Here is an 18,308-nt window from a genome sequence, read left to right as displayed (position 1 = left end):
CTTACGGACGTGGGGGTTCAAGTCCCCCCCCTCGCACCAATTATCTTTACTTCCTTTCTTGTTTCTTCCCTGTTTTATCATCCTTGATCCCAGCTCGTTATCATCAGTATGACGTTCGCAATTAGCGCCAGGCACGATGGCAACAAAACATAATGCCGTAACTGTTTGTGATACAGCATCAGCGGTGTCACCAATAATCCCATCAGCATGACAATCCGCCACAGTTCCGGCGATAAATCCACATACGTCAGTCCTGCAATCAGCAATCCCGGCAGCAACACTCCCCAACCACTGCCCAGTGTACGTTGCAACATGGTTTCATCTCTTTTATTGATAATGATAAGCAATATCATATGATAATTTTTATCGTTTGCAAGCTAGCAAAATCCCTTGCTATCGTTTAAACCTATCGCTAGGATTAGCAATCATTATCATTTAGATTACTATCACGATTATGGCCTATCGTTCCGCACCGCTTCTTGAAGATGTTATCTGGCGAACGCATCTCCAGCCGCAAGATCCAACACTTGCGGAAACAGTACGTGCGACGATCGCAGAACATCGTGAACATTTGCTGGAGTTTATCCGTCTGGATGAACCCGCCCCACTTAGCGCCCTGACGCTGGCGCAATGGTCTTCTCCAACGGCCCTGCGTTCCCTTTTGGCTGTTTATTCCGATCATATCTACCGCAATCAACCATTGATGCTCCGCGAGAATAAGCCGCTGATCTCACTGTGGGCGCAATGGTATATCGGTCTGATGATGCCGCCATTAATGCTGGCGCTGTTAACACAGGAAAAAGCGTTAGATCTTTCCCCGGAACATTTTCACGTTGAGTTTCACGAAACCGGGCGTGCCGCCTGTTTCTGGATCGACGTGTGTGAGGACAAGAACGCTCCGCATTTGCCACAGCAGCGAATGGAAAAGTTAATCAGTCAGGCGATCGCCCCGGTTGTGCAGGCATTAGAAGCCACCGGCGAAATCAATGGCAAACTTATCTGGAGTAATACCGGCTATCTGATCAACTGGTATTTGACTGAGATGAAGCAGTTACTTGGTGATGCGACTGTTGAATCACTTCGCCATGCTCTCTTTTTTGAGAAAACACTCTCCACGGGTGAAGATAATCCTCTTTGGCGTACGGTGGTGCTGCGCGACGGCCTGTTGGTGCGCCGTACCTGCTGCCAACGTTATCGCTTGCCGGATGTACAGCAATGCGGCGACTGTACGCTGAAATGAAAAACTCTGCCGGGGTGATAACCCGGCATTAGCGTATTAAAAGGAATGCAACACATTGCTTGTTTCTGAAACCCGCATACATAACAGAATGTCTGCAGCCTCCAACAACCCAGCATCGGAACTGACGCCCAGTTTCGACATCACATTAAATTTATGCGCGCGGATCGTTTTAATATTTCGTTTAAGCTGCTCGGCAATTTGTGTCATTGAGTAGCCACGCGACATAAAACGCAATATTTCTCTCTCCGTTGGGCTTAGCGTCCGGCTTTGATTAATGTACCACTGATTGTTCAGGCGATCGGTAGCCTGACGCACGCCATTTAATGACAGAAACAGCTCCTGATAAAAAATGTCCAGCGTCGATGCTTTACTTAATACACCGTCCAACGGTGATGGCGATAATGATCCGATTAATCGTGCTTCAATATCATCATCCGCAATAACTAAACGCCGGGTACGCGGAAATTTAATAGCCAGCTCAGTCAAATAAGATAATCCCTCTCTGCGCTCACTTCTCATGGCAGAAAAAGAAAAAATAACCGCCGCAAATGAGACCCGCGACATCGCATCCTGAAACGCCTCCTGGCTTCTATAGATATGGAGTGTATAAGGGTTACCCGCAAACTTTCTGAATAAGCTTTCAATACCGATACTACTCATGACGCACTTCTCTATGAGTGCGACATTTCTCTTCTTAATTCGGCTGTGTTCCATTCTGCGGCATCTCCATAAACCGAAGGCAAGTTAAGTTCTCTTGCCCCCTGCGCGCTATTTATCCATGCATACATCTCAGCGTTGCTGTGAATTGCCAGCCGACGCATCGCACTGTTTTTTTGTGCGCTGATGGTTTTATTGCTTTTCTTAAGCAATGAAGCTATCTGGTTGATGCCCCATCCTTTGCCTAACAACCGCAGTACCTTGCGCTCTGAAAGTGTCAGAATGACGGTGCGATAGCTAAAATCCTGAGTTTCAGTCATTGCCGGGGAGGTCAGCATGGCGCTGATACGCTCTGCATGCGCATTACCGGAACGAACCGTCTTAACCAGATTCTCAATGGGTTCGATATCGGACAGTAACGTCGCTGCCGGGCACATAAGCAGTTCTACCGCCTGAGAGTACCAGGCACGCGAAACCATGAAAACCCAATGAATTTCCCTGTATTGTGAGATCAATGAATAATAATGTTCACAAACGGAATGTGGATTGTCATTTTCGCCGGTTAAATCGGCAATGACTAATCCGGAGCGACGTAATTGTAATAAGGTAAGATCCTCCGCGGAGGCTCTGGATATTATTTCATATTCAGGGAAGTGAGTCCTCATGACCTCTTTTAACCCTGCTTGCATAACCGGTATTTTACTGATAACAATTCCATTTTTGCAGCATCCTGGCAACATATTTCCTCCACATCCACTGTCTAAAAATCATGATGGTTTATTCAGGATATTCATTCCTTAAATGCTTCCAGCAAATTAATAGATTAAGCGAATAAATTATCCTTAGCATTCACTTTCATATCAGCATACTCCTGCTGCACAATAACTCCACGGCATGTGTCAGAAGGTTAGCATCAAATGATAACCTGGTGAAATAGCCTGGAGACATTTAAAATAACTAAATTAACTTGTTAGAAATACTTAATGGAAACCCTGGAATTCGATTAGTTTAAGATATAATTAAAACACCGCCTTCCCATCGAACAAAAAACATCTCGTCAGCATTTATACAAAAAAAATCAGTAAAATCTGATGATTTTATCTGTTTAAAATTCAAAAGTACGAACGGCCATCCATTACTCTAATCCGTAAGAGACAAATTATAAATTCATTATAATTATAATATTCATATGATAATTTTTTTGCAGCGATAAAAAATTCGCTTTTCGCCACTGAACTTCACCCGCCAACCAGGACTAATCAGCGCAATTTTGATCTTAACCTACCCCAAAACAACCGCTCTTCATGATACAAATGGGGTCTCATTATTTGAACAATACGCAGCACGTCTATGACAAAGGACGAGTTATGCAGACTGAGCAACAGCGGGCCGTAACACGGCTTTGTATCCAGTGTGGATTATTTCTTTTGCAACATGGAGCGGAAAGCGCGTTAGTTGATGAGCTTTCCTCGCGACTGGGTCGGGCGTTGGGAATGGACTGCGTCGAAAGTTCTATCTCTTCGAACGCCATTGTGCTTACTACCATTAAAGATGGGCAATGCCTGACATCTACGCGCAAAAATCACGATCGCGGCATTAATATGCATGTAGTGACGGAAGTTCAGCATATTGTGATTCTGGCGGAGCATCACCTGCTGGATTACAAAGGCGTGGAGAAACGTTTTAGCCAGATTCAACCCTTACGTTACCCGAGATGGCTGGTCGCCTTGATGGTTGGTCTGTCATGCGCCTGTTTCTGTAAGCTCAATAAAGGTGGCTGGGATGGTGCCGTCATCACCTTCTTTGCCAGCACGGTCGCAATGTATATCCGTCAGCTACTGGCGCAACGTCATCTCCACCCTCAGATAAACTTTTGCATCACCGCATTTGCCGCCACCACGATTTCTGGTTTGCTTTTACAACTCCCTGCCTTCAGCAATACGCCAACAATCGCGATGGCTGCCAGCGTTCTGCTGCTGGTGCCGGGCTTTCCGTTGATTAATGCCGTCGCTGATATGTTTAAAGGGCACATCAATACCGGGCTGGCACGCTGGGCGATTGCCAGCCTATTGACGTTGGCTACCTGCGTTGGCGTGGTGATGGCACTCACGATTTGGGGACTACGCGGATGGGTGTGATCGAATTTCTCTTAGCACTAGTGCAGGATATGATCCTCGCGGCAATTCCTGCAGTCGGCTTTGCGATGGTATTCAATGTGCCGGTTCGGGCGTTACGCTGGTGTGCACTGCTTGGCGCGATTGGTCATGGCTCTCGAATGATCTTAATGAATACCGGGCTGAATATTGAATGGTCAACCTTTATGGCATCCATGCTGGTCGGCACCATTGGTATTCAATGGTCACGCTGGTATCTGGCGCATCCGAAAGTCTTTACCGTGGCAGCCGTTATCCCTATGTTTCCCGGTATCTCTGCTTATACAGCAATGATTTCAGCCGTAAAAATCAGCCAGTTAGGTTACAGCGAGCCGTTGATGATTACCCTGTTAACCAACTTTCTTACGGCATCATCAATTGTTGGCGCGTTATCCATCGGCCTTTCCATTCCTGGATTATGGTTGTACCGCAAGCGCCCTCGCGTATAAAATTGCCTCGCTTAAAGCACACGGATGAGAGACAGCCTCCTTTCATCCGTGTGTTACTATAAAAGTAATCTCCCTTCTCGTTCATCGTTCCATATTGAGAAACAGTATGTCTTCCAGAGTTTTGACCCCGGACGTCGTTGGTATTGACGCCCTGGTACACGATCACCAGACCGTTCTGGCAAAAGCTGAAGGCGGTATGGTTGCCGTATTTGCTAACAACGCTCCGGCGTTTTATGCCGTCACGCCCTCACGTCTTGCTGAACTGCTGGCGCTGGAAGAAAAGCTGACACGTCCAGGAAGCGATGTCGCTCTGGACGATCAACTCTATCAGGAACCGCAAACTCCCCCCGTTGCCGTACCGATGGGAAAATTCGCCATGTACCCGGACTGGCGGCCAGATGCTGATTTTACTCGCCTGGCTGCATTATGGGGCGTGGCGCTAAGAGAACCCGCCACCGCCGAAGAACTGGCCTCATTCATTGCCTACTGGCAGGCGGAAGGCAAAGTCTTTCATCATGTGCAATGGCAACAAAAACTGGCGCGCAGTCTGCAAATTGGTCGTGCCAGCAATGGCGGACTGCCGAAACGAGATGTGAACACAGTCAGCGAACCTGACAGCCAAATTCCACCGGGATTCAGAGGGTAACGATGAAAAACGTTGGCGACCTGATGCAACGTCTGCAAAAAATGATGCCTGCCCATATCAAACCCGCCTTCAAAACGGGTGAAGAGCTTCTGGCGTGGCAGAAAGAACAAGGAGCGCTCCGCGCCGCCGCTCTGGAGCGCGAGAACCGGGCAATGAAAATGCAGCGCACCTTTAACCGCTCCGGCATTCGTCCGCTGCATCAGAACTGCTCCTTTGAGAACTATCGTGTTGAATGCGAAGGGCAGATGAATGCGTTGAGCAAAGCGCGCCAGTATGTCGACGAGTTCGACGGCAACATCGCCAGCTTTATCTTTTCTGGCAAGCCTGGAACCGGTAAAAACCACCTGGCGGCAGCGATCTGCAACGAACTACTGCTACGCGGCAAATCGGTATTGATTATTACTGTTGCCGATATTATGTCAGCGATGAAAGATACTTTCAGAAATAGCGGCACCAGCGAAGAGCAACTGCTCAACGATCTGAGCAACGTTGATCTGCTGGTGATCGACGAGATCGGTGTACAGACCGAATCGAAATACGAAAAAGTGATCATCAACCAGATCGTCGATCGTCGTTCTTCTTCCAAACGCCCGACCGGGATGCTGACCAACAGCAATATGGAGGAGATGACGAAATTGCTGGGCGAACGCGTTATGGATCGTATGCGCCTGGGCAACAGCCTGTGGGTGATCTTCAACTGGGACAGTTATCGTAGTCGGGTAACGGGTAAAGAGTATTAATCCCCATTTCCGGCGTTATACTGCGACAAAATTCCATTATGAGTAATGATGATGAAAACTGTTAAACACCTTCTGTGCTGTGCAATTGTCACCACCGCATTCATTTCCGCCGGGACACATGCCGCTTCCTGGAAAGATGCGCTTTCCAGCGCCGCCAGCGAGTTAAGCAACCAGAGCAGCACCACACAGGAAGGTGGTTGGTCGCTCTCTTCATTAACGAGTCTGCTTAGCAGCGGCAACCAGGCGTTAAGCGCAGACAATATGAACAATGCCGCAGGTATTCTGCAATATTGCGCGAAACAAAAGCTGGCTTCAGTGACCGACGCGGAAAACATCAAAAATCAGGTACTGGAGAAGCTGGGCCTGAACAGCGAAGAACAGAAAGAAGACACCAACTATCTGGATGGCATTCAGGGTTTGCTGAAAACCAAAGATGGTCAGCAGCTTAATCTGGATAACATCGGCACCACTCCGCTGGCGGAGAAAGTGAAAACCAAAGCCTGCGATCTGGTATTAAAGCAAGGCCTGAACTTTATCTCCTGATCTGTTCTGTATAATGCCGCGTTTTAACTGTTAATCGGCTGGCGCGGCTCTCCCCTTCTCTTTTTCCCGCTTCTCACGCTTTCATCCCCCGCTATGCGGGACGCGACCTTGAATAAAAAAGCCTGTTTATAAACTAATTCCTAACAACATCGCATTTTTTTGACACTAGAATTGCAGCAATATGGCAGCGCCATTACATTGTGTTTCTCAAAAAATCTTAAACATCGGCTACACGGCCTGGTTTAGTGAGGATCGCCCGTTGTCAGAACTACTCTCTTTCGCCCTGTTTCTCGCCTCTGTGCTGATCTACGCATGGAAAGCGGGACGTAACACCTGGTGGTTTGCAGCCACGTTAACGGTGCTGGGGCTATTTGTCGTTTTAAATATTACCCTGTTTGCCAGCGACTATTTTACTGGCGATGGTATTAACGACGCGGTGCTCTATACCTTAACCAACAGCCTGACCGGTGCAGGCGTCAGCAAATATATCCTGCCAGGCATCGGCATTGTGCTGGCACTGACGGCGGTGTTCGGCGCGCTGGGATGGATCCTTCGCCGCCGCCGACATCATCCTCACCATTTTGGCTACAGCCTTTTGGCACTCTTGCTGGCGCTGGGTTCAGTGGATGCCAGCCCGGCATTTCGTCAGATAACGGAACTGGTGAAATCCCAATCGCGCGACGGCGATCCGGACTTTGCGGCTTATTATAAAGAGCCGTCAAAAACCATCCCCTCCCCCAAACTCAACCTGGTTTATATCTATGGAGAAAGCCTCGAACGAACTTATTTTGACAACGACGCTTTCCCGGATCTCACGCCAGAACTGGGGGCGCTAAAAAATGAAGGGCTGGATTTCAGCCATACGCAGCAACTGCCGGGAACCGATTACACAATTGCTGGCATGGTAGCCTCCCAGTGTGGCATTCCGCTGTTTGCCCCGTTTGAAGGCAACGCCTCTGCATCCGTTTCCAGCTTCTTCCCACAGAACATCTGTCTGGGCGATATCCTGAAAAATTCCGGTTATCAGAACTATTTCGTGCAGGGAGCCAACCTGCGTTTTGCGGGTAAAGATGTGTTCCTGAAATCACACGGCTTCGACCATTTGTACGGTTCGGAAGAACTGAAAAGCGTGGTGGCAGACCCGCATTATCGCAACGACTGGGGATTCTACGACGATACGGTGCTGGACGAAGCATGGAAAAAATTTGAAGAACTGTCTCGCTCCGGCCAACGGTTTTCGCTGTTTACTCTGACGGTCGATACCCATCACCCGGATGGTTTTATCTCACGTACCTGTAACCGCAAAAAATATGATTTTGACGGAAAACCGAACCAGTCATTCAGCGCGGTAAGTTGCAGCCAGGAGAACATCGCGACGTTTATCAATAAAATCAAAGCCTCTCCGTGGTTTAAAGATACCGTTATAGTGGTCTCTTCCGACCATCTGGCGATGAACAACACCGCGTGGAAATACCTGAACAAACAGGATCGCAACAACCTGTTTTTTGTCATCCGTGGCGACAAACCGCAGCAAGAGACGCTGGCAGTGAAGCGTAACACGATGGATAACGGCGCTACCGTGCTGGATATTCTCGGAGGCGATAACTTCCTCGGTCTCGGACGCAGCAGTCTGTCTGGTCAGTCAATATCAGAAGTGTTCCTCAACATTAAAGAGAAAGTGCTGGCGTGGAAGCCGGATATCATCCGCTTGTGGAAATTCCCTACCGAGATGAAAACGTTCACCATTGATCAGAACAAAAACATGATCGCATTCTCAGGAAGCCACTTCCGCCTGCCACTGCTGTTACGCGTGTCAGATAAACGCGTGGAGCCTCTGCCAGAAAGTGAATACTCCGCACCTCTGCGTTTCCAGTTAGCTGATTTCGCCCCACGAGACAATTTCGTCTGGGTTGACCGCTGTTACAAGATGGCGCAACTGTGGGCACCGGAACTGGCGCTCTCTACCGACTGGTGCGTCTCACAAGGTCAACTTGGCGGACAACAAATTGTGCAGCATGTTGATAAGCCTGAATGGAAAGGCAAAACAGCGTTTAAAGACACGGTCATCGACATGAAACGCTACAAAGAGAATGTTGATACGCTGAAAATTGTCGATAACGATATTCGCTACAAAGCAGACAGTTTCATCTTTAACGTCGCTGGTGCGCCGGAAGAGGTGAAACAGTTCAGTGGAATTTCCCGCCCGGAATCCTGGGGACGCTGGTCAAACGCGCAGTTAGGCGATGAAGTGAAAATCGAGTACAAACATCCGCTGCCGAAGAAATTTGACCTGGTGATCACCGCCAAAGCCTATGGTAATAACGCCGGCCGCCCCATTCCGGTACGCGTAGGCAATGAAGAACAAACCATCGTGCTGGGTAATGAAGTGACCACCAATACGCTGCATTTCGATAACCCAACCGATGCCGATACGCTGGTGATTGTTCCACCGGAACCTGTCGTAACCAACGAAGGGAACATTCTCGGCCACTCGCCGCGTAAGCTCGGCATTGGTATGGTGGAAATCAAAGTGGTTGAGCGTGAAGGGTAATAATATTGCCTGGTTGTAGTTCGGATAAGACGCGCAAGCGTCGCATCAGGCATCGGCACACAACTGCCGGATGCGGCGTGAACGCCTTATCCGTCCTGCGGTATATTATTGAAACGTAAAAAAACAGCGCCCAACACGTCCCCGAGCGCTGCATGGCAACTTTACCAATATCCGATTATCAGAAAGTAATAACGCCCTTAATCAACTCAGGATTGTTAATTACATCGCGCTCATAGATTTCCGCCAGCGTGGCGAACGGATAGCGATGGGTTAACATCATGTCAGCCGTGATTTTCCCTTCCGCCATCAATCTCCCGACTTTCGCGAAATCTTCCGGCGTGGCGTTGCGGCTACCCATCATTGTGGTTTCTTTTTTATGGAACTCCGGGTCAGAGAATTGCAACTCGCCTTTAAACAGGCCGACAAATACCACCGTGCCGCCGTGGCGAATCAGATTAACTGTGTTATTCATCGCATGTTGATTACCCGTCGCGTCGATCACTTTCTGTGCCAAAGAACCACCAAATTGCGCCCGCAACTGGTCATCAAAATCCTCTGCTGAAGGATCCAGCACCGGCAGTTCCAGACGCGTTGCTACATGCTCACGGCGAGTCGGACTGGTATCTGCCACTACCACCTGTGCACCATCAGCTTTAGCGATTGCCGCCGCGCCCAGACCGATTGGCCCCGCACCGACCACCAGCACCTGCTCGCCGGGCGCAACTGCCGCACGACGTACCGCATGAGCGCTAATGGCGAAAGGTTCAATCAACGCAGCCGCCTGCGGGTCAATGCCGTCTGCGGGTAGCAAATTAGCCGCAGGCACTGCCAGATACTCACTAAAACCACCATCCTGATGCACACCAATGACTGAAATTCTTTCACAGCAGTTGGTGCGACCACTTTTACACGCAGGACACTGCTGACAAGAGATATACGGAATTACTGCAACTTGCTGCCCAATATTAAAATTGTGAATATTTTTCCCTGCATCAATAATCTCCCCACATATTTCATGACCTAAAACACGTGGGTAGCTAAAAAATGGCTGATTACCCGCCCAGGCATGAATATCTGTACCACAAATTCCGACAGCTTTAATTTTAATTAATGCTTCATCGTCGCCTGCCACCGGCCTTTCCCGGATTTTCCAGACTAAACTCTTTATTTTCTGACAAATTAAGACTTTCATTGTAGACATGATTCACTGCTCCTTTTATTTTATTACTCCCAGATATCGTCGAATTTATAAGAGCGACTGAATTTGCCCATGAAATATGCGGATGATCACGCATAAAAATGTTTTAAATCGGTTTTTAATACCGTACTGGAGGGAACAATGAGTCGTTCACAGAATTTACGTCATAACGTCATAAACCAGGTGATTGAAGATATGGCGCGGGGAAATATTCCATCCCCACTCCCTTCACAAAGTGGACTGGCAGAAATGTATAACATTAGCCGCACCACGGTACGCCACATACTCCAGCATTTAAGCGCATGCGGCGTGCTCACCCAGGTGGGAAAGGATTATGTTGTCGCCCGCAAACCCGAACAGAACGATGGTTTCGATTGCATCACAGTCTCGCTGACAGAGCAAAACTACATTTTTGAGCAGGCATTTTTCACCATGATTAACCAGCGTCAGCTACGCGCCGGAGAGAGTTTTTCCGAGCTGCAACTGGCGCGGACGGCAGGCGTCAGCCCGGTCGTGGTTCGAGAATACCTTTTAAAATTTGGCCGCTATGGTCTGATTCAGAGCGAAAAACGCGGGCAGTGGAGCATGAAGCAGTTCGATCAGTCTTATGCCGAACAACTGTTTGAACTGCGGGAGATGCTGGAAACACACGCGTTACAGCACTTTCTGAATTTGCCAGATGATGATTCACGCTGGTTACAGGCAAAAACACTGCTCGAACGCCACCGGACACTGCGTGACAGCATTGGCAGTAATTTTCGTATGTTTTCGCAGTTAGACCGCGATTTTCATGCCATGCTGCTATCTGCTGCTGACAACATCTTTTTTAATCAAACACTTGAAATTATATCGGTGATTTTTCACTGTCATTATCAGTGGGATGAAAGCGATCTGAAACAACGTAATATTATTGCCATTGATGAGCATATGACGATTCTTAGCGCGCTAATTTGCCGCAGTGATTTAGATGCCGTACTCGCGCTGCGTAATCATCTCGATACCGCCAGGCAATCGATGATTCGCTCAGTCAAACAGCATCATCGTTAAATTAAGTACAGATTAAAAACTACTATTCCGAGTTTATATCACGGCATAAAAATCAAGCCAATAATAAACGATGCTGAGTTAACAACACTCAGCCATCATTTATTGATTAAACAACAATAAAATTATTGGCTGTCCATAATTAATGCTTCCAGTACATCTAATTCACTGACAATTTTAGCCAGTGTTTCATCACACACTTCTTGCCTTGCTCGCATTTGATAAATAGCTGCACGTTTGGCATTCAGCGCCGCCAGATTAAATGTTCTTTCCAGTTTTGTCCGTTGCATATGCAACGAATTATCGTTTGCCGACATATCATCATCATTACGCCGCATATAATCGATAATTCTGGCCCCGGTTTCCATAATTAATTCATTATCGAGGTTTTCCGTGCTGGCACCAAGCAAACGTTGCTGAGTTTTTTGCACGCTCAGGATAGCCATTTTAGACATAAACAAATCGGCGGCGATCTCTTCTTTCTGCCGGTTATCGCTAAACAGGCTAACATTTTTCCCCAATAACAGCGGCAGAATGATAATGCCGCACAGCAACGAAAAGAGGATCACCCCGGTAGCGAGAAACACCAGCAAATAGCGCCCAGGGAACGGTTCACCATCGGGCAGTAATAACGGTATAGAAAGCACCCCCGCAAGAGTTATAGCCCCACGAACGCCAGCAAAAGTCGCTAACAACAAGTGGCGTGTTTTGTATCCGGCAAACAGCATTGGATGATTACTTTTCCGCCTGCGGCTGTACAGACGCATCAACCATAGCCAACCAAAGCGCATAACCATCAATGCAAGGTAGATCCACACAATATCCAGCACCAGCGACCAGGTTTGCACTAAGGGATCGTGTTGTGCGCGGGTCAGTGATTCCGAAATGATGGCCGGAAGCTGCAAGCCCAGAATCAAAAATACCATGCCGTTGAAGACATATTCCAGCATTGACCAGGAGCTTTTCGCCTTAATTCTCAGTCGTATAGGCGCATGATGCACGACGCCAATACGGCTGGTCGTTAGCCCTGCGGCAACAGCGGCGAGGATGCCGGATAAACCAAAATGCTCCGCCACCAGATAAACAATAAACGGCAGCAGCAACATCAACACGATCTGGATTGAAGGCTCATCGTGAGCGTAACGGCTGATCAACAACAGTCCTTTACCATATAACCAGGTAACGGCGATCCCAACGGCAATACCGCCCACTGCCACGACAAAAAAGGCGATAGTCGCACCATACACGCTAAATTCCATCGTCCCCATAGTCACTGCGACAGCAAACTTCAACGCCACCAAACCGGAGGCATCATTCATTAATGCTTCGCCTTCAAGCACTTCCTGAATGCTTTTGTTGATTCGTCCTTTACCGACGATCCCCAACAATGCGACAGCATCCGTTGGCGACAACACCGCAGCCAATGCAAACGCCGCAATAAGCGGAACATTCGGTAACAGTAAATGAATAACGTAGCCGACGGCAAAAATAGTGATTAAGACCAGGATCAGCGCCAGACCTACGATTTCCCGACTGTGTTTGATCAACTCTTTAGGTTGTATTTTTGAACTTTCAGCAAACAACAACGGTGGAATAAACAATAACAGGAAAAGTTCAGGATTAAATTCCACATGTAAACCAAAAATGGGCTGAGCCAGTAATGCACCGGCAGCAATCTGGATTAAAGGAAGTGGAATCTGGATGGGAGACAGACGTGTCAGCACACTGGTTAATGAAACAACCAGAGTAAGAATTAAAATCGTTAAAAGTATTTCCATATAATTACTCCGCATCCTCATGCATAAATAATGGATATAACTAACCTAACTTCATAAGAATAACATCCAATCTATTACTTACAATTAATCGTTAATCGCAACATTTACTCACGAGAGTATATTAAGAAATGCAACTTATTATTTTTCTTTTGTTTATTCATAGTGTGAATGGTTATGATCTACCCTCCTCATGCATACGCAACAGAAAAACTTTTTTACTCAAACATTTCAACCAGATATGAATAACCTCTCATTTTTAATACCCGGCGATAACATAACTGACAAAAATGAATCAATTCAGCATTTAACAAATTTAAAGGATATCGCTATACACCGTCAACCGAAAATTTATTCTGTTTATATTATCAATTTAAATAATTATCAGCAGATTATAAAATAAAAACAATCACTCCTTATGTGAAATAGCCTGTCGCCGCCTTATAAAATCGCAACAAATACGCTAACTACACGCATACTAAAAAAATGCTTATCTATCTGAAAACAGACCATTACTCATCAGACATTGCATAACTTAAGGATATACAATAAAAATCATATTAAAAACCGATTAAAAGCAGCAAAGTCATACCAGGAGCACGAATTCACGAAACATTTGCAGCAGTCAGTCTATTCGCTGATTATTTTCGCACAGACGACAACTTTTTCATGATGTTTCTCTCCAGATAGTAATGTTGGAGTTATTTATTCTATAACATGGAGTACGTGGAAGATGAGTAAAATAATAGCAATGCTAATTACTGTCAGCACCCTTTTTCTGCCGACAATAATTCAGGCAAAACCGATTTCGATAAAAGTTGCCTATGAAAATAACCCCGGCGAACCACTGGATGTTGTCATGCGTCACTGGGCGGATCTGTTGAATAAAAAAAGTGGTGGTGAAATAACACTGGCGCTTTACCCCAGTTCCCAATTGGGATCAAAACAGGATGTGACTGAACAAGCCATGATGGGGATGAATGTTATTACCCTGAGTGATGTCGCATTCCTCGCTGATTATGAACCAGATTTGGGCATTCTGTTTGGCCCCTATTTAACCGACGATCCGCAAAAACTGTTCAAAATATATGAAAGTGACTGGTTCAAGCAGAAAAATGAAAGCCTGAAGAAAAAAGGTATTCATGTGGTTATGAATAATTATCTTTATGGCACCCGGCAGATCATTTCTAAAAAACCTATCCGCACAGTTGAAGACCTCGCGGGATTAAAAATCCGTGTGCCTAATAATGTCATGCAGATAAAAGCTATTCAGGCGATGGGAGCAACGCCAACGCCAATGCCATTAGGTGAAGTTTATCCTGCGTTAACCCAGGGCGTTATTGACGGAGTGGAAAACCCGATTTCTGTTCTGCAAGGACAAAAACTCTATGAGCAGGCGAAATACCTGACGATGGTGAATTACCTTACCAACACCTCCGTCTGGATTGGTGGCGAAGCTTTCTTTAGCACCCTCTCCCCGGAACAACTGGAAATGATTCACCAGACTGGTTATGAAGCTGGGCTCTATAGCCAGAAGCTCACTCTTGAGCGCGATGCTGAAATGCTGAAAGCCATGCAAGCTGAAGGTGTAGAGGTTATCTATCCTGATACCGAACCATTCCGTAAGAAAGCCCGCGAAGTTTACTCACAGTTCCCGGAGTGGACACCTGGCCTCTATGAAACCATTCAACAACAACTGAAATAAGTATCGATGCTAATCGTCCTGCTTTTTTCACAAAAGCAGGACAAGCCCTTACAGGAGGTTTCATGCGTTTTTTCGGCAAACTGGCAGAGTTTAGCGCTGCCTTTGCGCTGTTTGTTCTGGTTGTGATGACAATTGGAGCAGTATTTATGCGCTATTTCATCGGCCAACCGATTCAGTGGACAGAAGAGATGTCCGGGATGCTGATGATTTGGGTGGTGATGCTAGGTGGTATCGTGGCAGAGCGCGACCGGGCACATCTGACCATCCCTTTTGTAATGGATATGCTGCCAGCCACCATCAGACGAGTGATTGCTGTTCTGGTCGCCCTTCTCTCCCTCTGCGTATTGCTTTATATGGCCTGGCTGGGCTACCGGCTGGCGGAAATGGCGCAGTTTAAAGTGACACAAATACTGAAAGTTTCCTGGTTCTGGATCGATCTGGCGGTCCCCGTCGGCGCGCTGGCAACTGCTCTCTATACCCTTTACTGGTTAATCACCGATATAAAGCAACCCCATAGCGGAGACGAAAAACAATGAGTTGGTTATTGATTATCCCGCTAATGATCGTCTGTTTATTTCTTAACATTCGGGTCTATCTGGCGATGTTTATTGGCATCATCGCTTACTTTTTATTCTTCTCCAGCGTGCCGATCGAAATTGCCGTCCAGAGGCTAATCGCCCCGACGCAAAGTCCTTCACTACTGGCTATTCCGTTTTTTATTTTGCTGGGTACGCTAATGAGCTACACCGGCATTGCAGAACGCATTTTACAAATTGCCAACGTCCTGGTGGGGAAAATGCGCGGTGGTCTGGGCGTAGCGAATATTCTCGTCAGCACCATGATGGGCGGTGTCAGTGCCTCTAACCTTGCAGATGCAGCAATGTTATCGCGCATGATGGTGCCGGAAATGGAACGCAAAGGTTACAACCGTGCCTTTGCCGCCGCCATTACCGCTGGCGGTTCGTTAGTCACGCCAATCATACCGCCGGGAATTGCCCTGATTATTTACGGTCTGGTTGCGGATGTCTCTATCGGCAAAATGTTTATCGCCGGACTGGTGCCTGGTTTGCTGTGTGCGGTCGTGCTGATGTTTACCGTCTACCTCGTCGCCCGCAGAACAAACGCCAAACCCTCGCGTGAAAGCTGGCCAACGGGCAAAGAAGTGGTGTTCTCTCTCGGTCAGGCGTGGCCAGCGCTGTTTCTGATTTTTGCCGTAGTCGGCGGCATTCGGGCGAATATCTTCACCCCGACGGAAGCAGGTGCCGCAGCGGTATTAATCGTTCTGGCGATTGGCTTTTTCATCTACCGTGAAATGAAAGTTTCCCACGTAGTTAAAGCTCTCGGTGAAACCGCACGCGCCACGGCGTCGGTGATGCTGGTGATTATGGCCAGCGCCGCCCTGGGTTGGATTTTCTCAATGGAACATGCTGGCGTCGCGGTGGCGAATTTCGTCACCTCGCTGACTGAAAACAAATATATGTTCCTTTTGATTATCAACGTATTGCTTTTGACGTTGGGGATGTTTCTGGAAGGAAACGCCATTCTGTTGATCCTGGTGCCGCTACTGAAACCGGTGGTCGAACACTTTGGTATCGATCCGGTACATTTCGGTATCATCATGATCTTCAACCTGTCGATTGGCGCGTTCACGCCGCCGGTGGGCACCGTGATGCTGCTGGTGTGTAATATCACGCAAGTTTCTGTAGGTAATTTCTTTAAGCAATCTCTGCCACTGCTGGTAGCCCTGCTGCTGATGCTGTTGCTGGTCACATATATCCCGGCAATTTCGCTGTTCCTGGTATAACGATAAAAACGCCGGATGAAGCACTCATCCGGCGTCATTGTGTTAAAACGTCTCCCAGTTATCCCCGCTATCGGCAACGGCAATTTTGCGCGGCGCAACCGGTGCCACACTGTTTACTGCCAACGCTTCGCGCTGACGCTGTTGCTCTTGCTGAATACGAAATACAGCCACAGCTTCAGTCAGGCGGCTGGCCTGCTCTTCCAGCGCGGCGGCAGCGGCGGCAGACTCTTCCACCAGCGCAGCGTTCTGTTGCGTTACCCGATCCATCTCGACAACCGCTAAACCAACCTGATCGATACCACGACTCTGCTCATCAGAAGCAGAGGCAATTTCACCCATAATATCGGTCACGCGGGTCACGGCGCTGACAATCTCCGCCATCGTTTCCCCGGCACTTTCGACCAGCGTAGAGCCAACATCCACTTTGCCAACCGAGTCTTCAATCAGAGTCTTAATTTCACGCGCCGCCTGAGCGCTACGCTGAGCCAGATTACGCACTTCTCCCGCAACTACCGCAAAACCGCGACCTTGTTCACCCGCGCGTGCCGCTTCGACCGCCGCATTCAAGGCCAGAATATTAGTCTGGAAAGCAATGCCGTCGATAACACTGATAATGTCGGCAATTTTCTGCGAACTGGTAGAAATATCACGCATGGTCTGTACCACGCTATCCACCACATTTCCGCCGCGTTGTGCTGTTTCAGAAGCACTTAATGCCAGATGGCTGGCCTGCCGCGCGTTCTCGGCATTTTGTTTCACTGTCGCGGTCAGTTGCTCCATGCTGGCTGCCGTCTCTTCCAGCGAAGCAGCCTGTTGCTCGGTGCGCGAAGAGAGGTCATTGTTGCCGGTGGCGATTTCGCTGGCCCCGCTATAGATAGCATTCGCGCCGTTACGCACATCGCCTACGGTACGTACCAGCTCACTTTGCATATGACGCAAACTCTCTGCCAGTTGACCCACTTCATTGGAACCGTCCACCTCAATCGATTTCACCAGATCACCGCCAGCAATATGGCGAATGCTGTCGATCAGGCGATTCATCGGTGCCACCAGCGACGTTTTAATACCAAACCAGACGGCGAAAATCACCGCCAGTACGACGATCAGCACGCACGCCAGCACCCACATTGCCTGGTTATAGGAAGCATTATTATCGGTGACGACGATGTCATAGAGACGATCGTTTTGCTGCATATACGCCATATACTGCTTTTCGAACCCGTCCTGATATCCCTGTGTAGGTTGGTCAAAAAACGCATTGATTTTGCCCGCACTTAACAACTGGATCAGCTCCGCCAGTGCATTGTGATAGATATCGTAATTGCGTTTGATCTCAGTAGCAGCCGCTGTGCTCTGACGCGAGTTACGCGGTAGTGCTTCGTAATCTGCCCAGTTTTTTTCCGCTTGTTTCAGTGAAAGAGTGGCACTCTGCATCAGCTCGGCAACAGTTGAACCACTGCCAATATTGTTCTGATCCATCATGTAGCGGATGCCCGCGCGGTTGAGGGTGTTACGCGTCTGCAACAACTCAACCCAACTGCTATTCAGCGTAGATTGCTGCTGGCGAATGGTTTGTAAAACGGAGAAGTATTCTTTGTCCTTCTTTAAGGTATTAAAGAACAGACCGCCTGATGTTAGTTGTAAAAGGCCGAAAATGGCCAAAACCAGTAGTACACTGGTCACGATCCTGATACGTTTTAGCATGGTTTCTCTTTTCCTGTTGACCGATAGCAGGATTTTCGGCCTGGAATGAGAAAACTTTATAGGTAGCGGCTTTAAACTGGCTAAATTTACCTCACTTTT

Annotated in this window: 17 protein-coding genes; 11 read left to right on the top strand and 6 right to left on the bottom strand. The window is 47.8% G+C overall.

The window, feature by feature from the left end; translation table 11 throughout:
• Positions 1–77 precede the first annotated feature (77 nt).
• Positions 78–314: a DUF1435 domain-containing protein gene (locus A1SC_RS03340; protein WP_016262841.1), complete on the bottom strand. Its 237-nt coding sequence runs from the start codon at positions 312–314 to the stop codon at positions 78–80.
• A 140-nt stretch (positions 315–454) separates the two neighbouring features.
• Here A1SC_RS03340 and fhuF point away from each other — a divergent pair, with 140 nt between their 5' ends.
• On the top strand, positions 455–1,240 hold the full coding sequence (gene fhuF, locus A1SC_RS03345) for a siderophore-iron reductase FhuF (protein ID WP_016262840.1): 786 nt from the start codon (positions 455–457) through the stop codon (positions 1,238–1,240).
• Positions 1,241–1,276: 36 nt separating this feature from the next.
• Here the strand turns inward: fhuF and bglJ are convergent, their stop codons facing one another.
• Both bglJ and A1SC_RS03355 read right to left on the bottom strand, forming a co-directional pair.
• Entirely contained in the window at positions 1,277–1,954 is a 678-nt protein-coding gene (bglJ, locus tag A1SC_RS03350) for a DNA-binding transcriptional activator BglJ (RefSeq protein WP_001517702.1), read from the bottom strand.
• Positions 1,912–2,637, bottom strand: a complete 726-nt coding sequence (locus tag A1SC_RS03355; RefSeq protein WP_000936620.1) for a helix-turn-helix domain-containing protein — start codon at positions 2,635–2,637, stop codon at positions 1,912–1,914. Before A1SC_RS03355 ends, bglJ begins: the two co-directional genes overlap by 43 nt.
• 627 nt (positions 2,638–3,264) lie before the next feature.
• On the opposite strand from A1SC_RS03355, the gene A1SC_RS03360 reads away from it, so the two are divergent.
• The 6 genes from A1SC_RS03360 (at position 3,265) to opgB (ending at position 8,979) form a co-directional block, all read left to right on the top strand.
• Positions 3,265–4,035 carry a threonine/serine exporter family protein gene (locus A1SC_RS03360; RefSeq protein WP_001468486.1) on the top strand — a complete coding sequence of 257 codons (771 nt, stop codon included), beginning with the start codon at positions 3,265–3,267 and terminating at the stop codon, positions 4,033–4,035.
• Entirely contained in the window at positions 4,026–4,499 is a 474-nt protein-coding gene (locus A1SC_RS03365) for a threonine/serine exporter (protein WP_000538195.1), read from the top strand. Before A1SC_RS03360 ends, A1SC_RS03365 begins: the two co-directional genes overlap by 10 nt.
• A gap of 106 nt (positions 4,500–4,605) precedes the next feature.
• Positions 4,606–5,145, top strand: a complete 540-nt coding sequence (dnaT, locus tag A1SC_RS03370) for a primosomal protein DnaT (protein ID WP_001468485.1) — start codon at positions 4,606–4,608, stop codon at positions 5,143–5,145.
• Between the two features lie 2 nt (positions 5,146–5,147).
• Positions 5,148–5,885, top strand: a complete 738-nt coding sequence (dnaC, locus tag A1SC_RS03375) for a replicative helicase loader DnaC (RefSeq protein ID WP_001468484.1) — start codon at positions 5,148–5,150, stop codon at positions 5,883–5,885.
• A gap of 48 nt (positions 5,886–5,933) precedes the next feature.
• The gene (gene yjjA, locus A1SC_RS03380; protein ID WP_001517700.1) at positions 5,934–6,428 is read left to right on the top strand and encodes a DUF2501 domain-containing protein YjjA; all 495 of its coding nucleotides are present in this window, start codon (positions 5,934–5,936) and stop codon (positions 6,426–6,428) included.
• A gap of 259 nt (positions 6,429–6,687) precedes the next feature.
• On the top strand, positions 6,688–8,979 hold the full coding sequence (gene opgB, locus A1SC_RS03385) for a phosphatidylglycerol--membrane-oligosaccharide glycerophosphotransferase (protein WP_024214645.1): 2,292 nt from the start codon (positions 6,688–6,690) through the stop codon (positions 8,977–8,979).
• 178 nt (positions 8,980–9,157) lie between these two features.
• Here the strand turns inward: opgB and A1SC_RS03390 are convergent, their stop codons facing one another.
• Complete coding sequence (locus A1SC_RS03390) at positions 9,158–10,180, bottom strand: zinc-binding alcohol dehydrogenase family protein (RefSeq protein WP_000106014.1); 1,023 nt, start codon at positions 10,178–10,180, stop codon at positions 9,158–9,160.
• 138 nt (positions 10,181–10,318) lie between these two features.
• Between A1SC_RS03390 and A1SC_RS03395 the strand changes: the two genes are divergently transcribed.
• Entirely contained in the window at positions 10,319–11,224 is a 906-nt protein-coding gene (locus A1SC_RS03395; RefSeq protein WP_000091590.1) for a GntR family transcriptional regulator, read from the top strand.
• Between the two features lie 122 nt (positions 11,225–11,346).
• On the opposite strand, the gene A1SC_RS03400 is transcribed toward A1SC_RS03395, so the two are convergent.
• On the bottom strand, positions 11,347–12,999 hold the full coding sequence (locus A1SC_RS03400) for a Na+/H+ antiporter (RefSeq protein WP_001468481.1): 1,653 nt from the start codon (positions 12,997–12,999) through the stop codon (positions 11,347–11,349).
• Positions 13,000–13,729: 730 nt separating this feature from the next.
• Here A1SC_RS03400 and A1SC_RS03405 point away from each other — a divergent pair.
• The 3 genes from A1SC_RS03405 (at position 13,730) to A1SC_RS03415 (ending at position 16,505) form a co-directional block, all read left to right on the top strand.
• The gene (locus tag A1SC_RS03405) at positions 13,730–14,701 is read left to right on the top strand and encodes a C4-dicarboxylate TRAP transporter substrate-binding protein (protein ID WP_001468480.1); all 972 of its coding nucleotides are present in this window, start codon (positions 13,730–13,732) and stop codon (positions 14,699–14,701) included.
• 62 nt (positions 14,702–14,763) lie between these two features.
• The gene (locus A1SC_RS03410) at positions 14,764–15,237 is read left to right on the top strand and encodes a TRAP transporter small permease (RefSeq protein WP_001210260.1); all 474 of its coding nucleotides are present in this window, start codon (positions 14,764–14,766) and stop codon (positions 15,235–15,237) included.
• Entirely contained in the window at positions 15,234–16,505 is a 1,272-nt protein-coding gene (locus A1SC_RS03415; protein ID WP_000118645.1) for a TRAP transporter large permease, read from the top strand. The genes A1SC_RS03410 and A1SC_RS03415 overlap by 4 nt, the downstream gene beginning before the upstream one ends.
• Before the next feature lie 42 nt (positions 16,506–16,547).
• Here A1SC_RS03415 and tsr read toward each other — a convergent pair whose 3' ends face one another.
• Positions 16,548–18,209 (bottom strand): methyl-accepting chemotaxis protein, encoded by a 1,662-nt coding sequence (gene tsr, locus A1SC_RS03420; RefSeq protein ID WP_016262838.1) that lies wholly within the window; start codon positions 18,207–18,209, stop codon positions 16,548–16,550.
• Positions 18,210–18,308 lie beyond the last annotated feature (99 nt).

This window comes from Escherichia sp. KTE52, assembly GCF_000408325.1.
Classification (GTDB): Bacteria; Pseudomonadota; Gammaproteobacteria; order Enterobacterales; family Enterobacteriaceae; genus Escherichia; species Escherichia marmotae.
The sequence above is the reverse complement of the archived record's forward strand: the minus strand, read 5'-3'. Positions and strand labels throughout refer to the sequence as shown.

What these genes read in the sequence shown, in the direction of transcription:
- A1SC_RS03340 (WP_016262841.1), bottom strand. Translation starts at nt 314, where the DNA reads ATGTTGCAACGTACACTGGGCAGTGGTTGGGGAGTGTTGCTGCCGGGA.
- fhuF (WP_016262840.1), top strand. Translation starts at nt 455, where the DNA reads ATGGCCTATCGTTCCGCACCGCTTCTTGAAGATGTTATCTGGCGAACG.
- bglJ (WP_001517702.1), bottom strand. Translation starts at nt 1,954, where the DNA reads ATGGAACACAGCCGAATTAAGAAGAGAAATGTCGCACTCATAGAGAAG.
- A1SC_RS03355 (WP_000936620.1), bottom strand. Translation starts at nt 2,637, where the DNA reads ATGTTGCCAGGATGCTGCAAAAATGGAATTGTTATCAGTAAAATACCG.
- A1SC_RS03360 (WP_001468486.1), top strand. Translation starts at nt 3,265, where the DNA reads ATGCAGACTGAGCAACAGCGGGCCGTAACACGGCTTTGTATCCAGTGT.
- A1SC_RS03365 (WP_000538195.1), top strand. Translation starts at nt 4,026, where the DNA reads ATGGGTGTGATCGAATTTCTCTTAGCACTAGTGCAGGATATGATCCTC.
- dnaT (WP_001468485.1), top strand. Translation starts at nt 4,606, where the DNA reads ATGTCTTCCAGAGTTTTGACCCCGGACGTCGTTGGTATTGACGCCCTG.
- dnaC (WP_001468484.1), top strand. Translation starts at nt 5,148, where the DNA reads ATGAAAAACGTTGGCGACCTGATGCAACGTCTGCAAAAAATGATGCCT.
- yjjA (WP_001517700.1), top strand. Translation starts at nt 5,934, where the DNA reads ATGATGAAAACTGTTAAACACCTTCTGTGCTGTGCAATTGTCACCACC.
- A1SC_RS03390 (WP_000106014.1), bottom strand. Translation starts at nt 10,180, where the DNA reads ATGTCTACAATGAAAGTCTTAATTTGTCAGAAAATAAAGAGTTTAGTC.
- A1SC_RS03395 (WP_000091590.1), top strand. Translation starts at nt 10,319, where the DNA reads ATGAGTCGTTCACAGAATTTACGTCATAACGTCATAAACCAGGTGATT.
- A1SC_RS03400 (WP_001468481.1), bottom strand. Translation starts at nt 12,999, where the DNA reads ATGGAAATACTTTTAACGATTTTAATTCTTACTCTGGTTGTTTCATTA.
- A1SC_RS03405 (WP_001468480.1), top strand. Translation starts at nt 13,730, where the DNA reads ATGAGTAAAATAATAGCAATGCTAATTACTGTCAGCACCCTTTTTCTG.
- A1SC_RS03410 (WP_001210260.1), top strand. Translation starts at nt 14,764, where the DNA reads ATGCGTTTTTTCGGCAAACTGGCAGAGTTTAGCGCTGCCTTTGCGCTG.
- A1SC_RS03415 (WP_000118645.1), top strand. Translation starts at nt 15,234, where the DNA reads ATGAGTTGGTTATTGATTATCCCGCTAATGATCGTCTGTTTATTTCTT.
- tsr (WP_016262838.1), bottom strand. Translation starts at nt 18,209, where the DNA reads ATGCTAAAACGTATCAGGATCGTGACCAGTGTACTACTGGTTTTGGCC.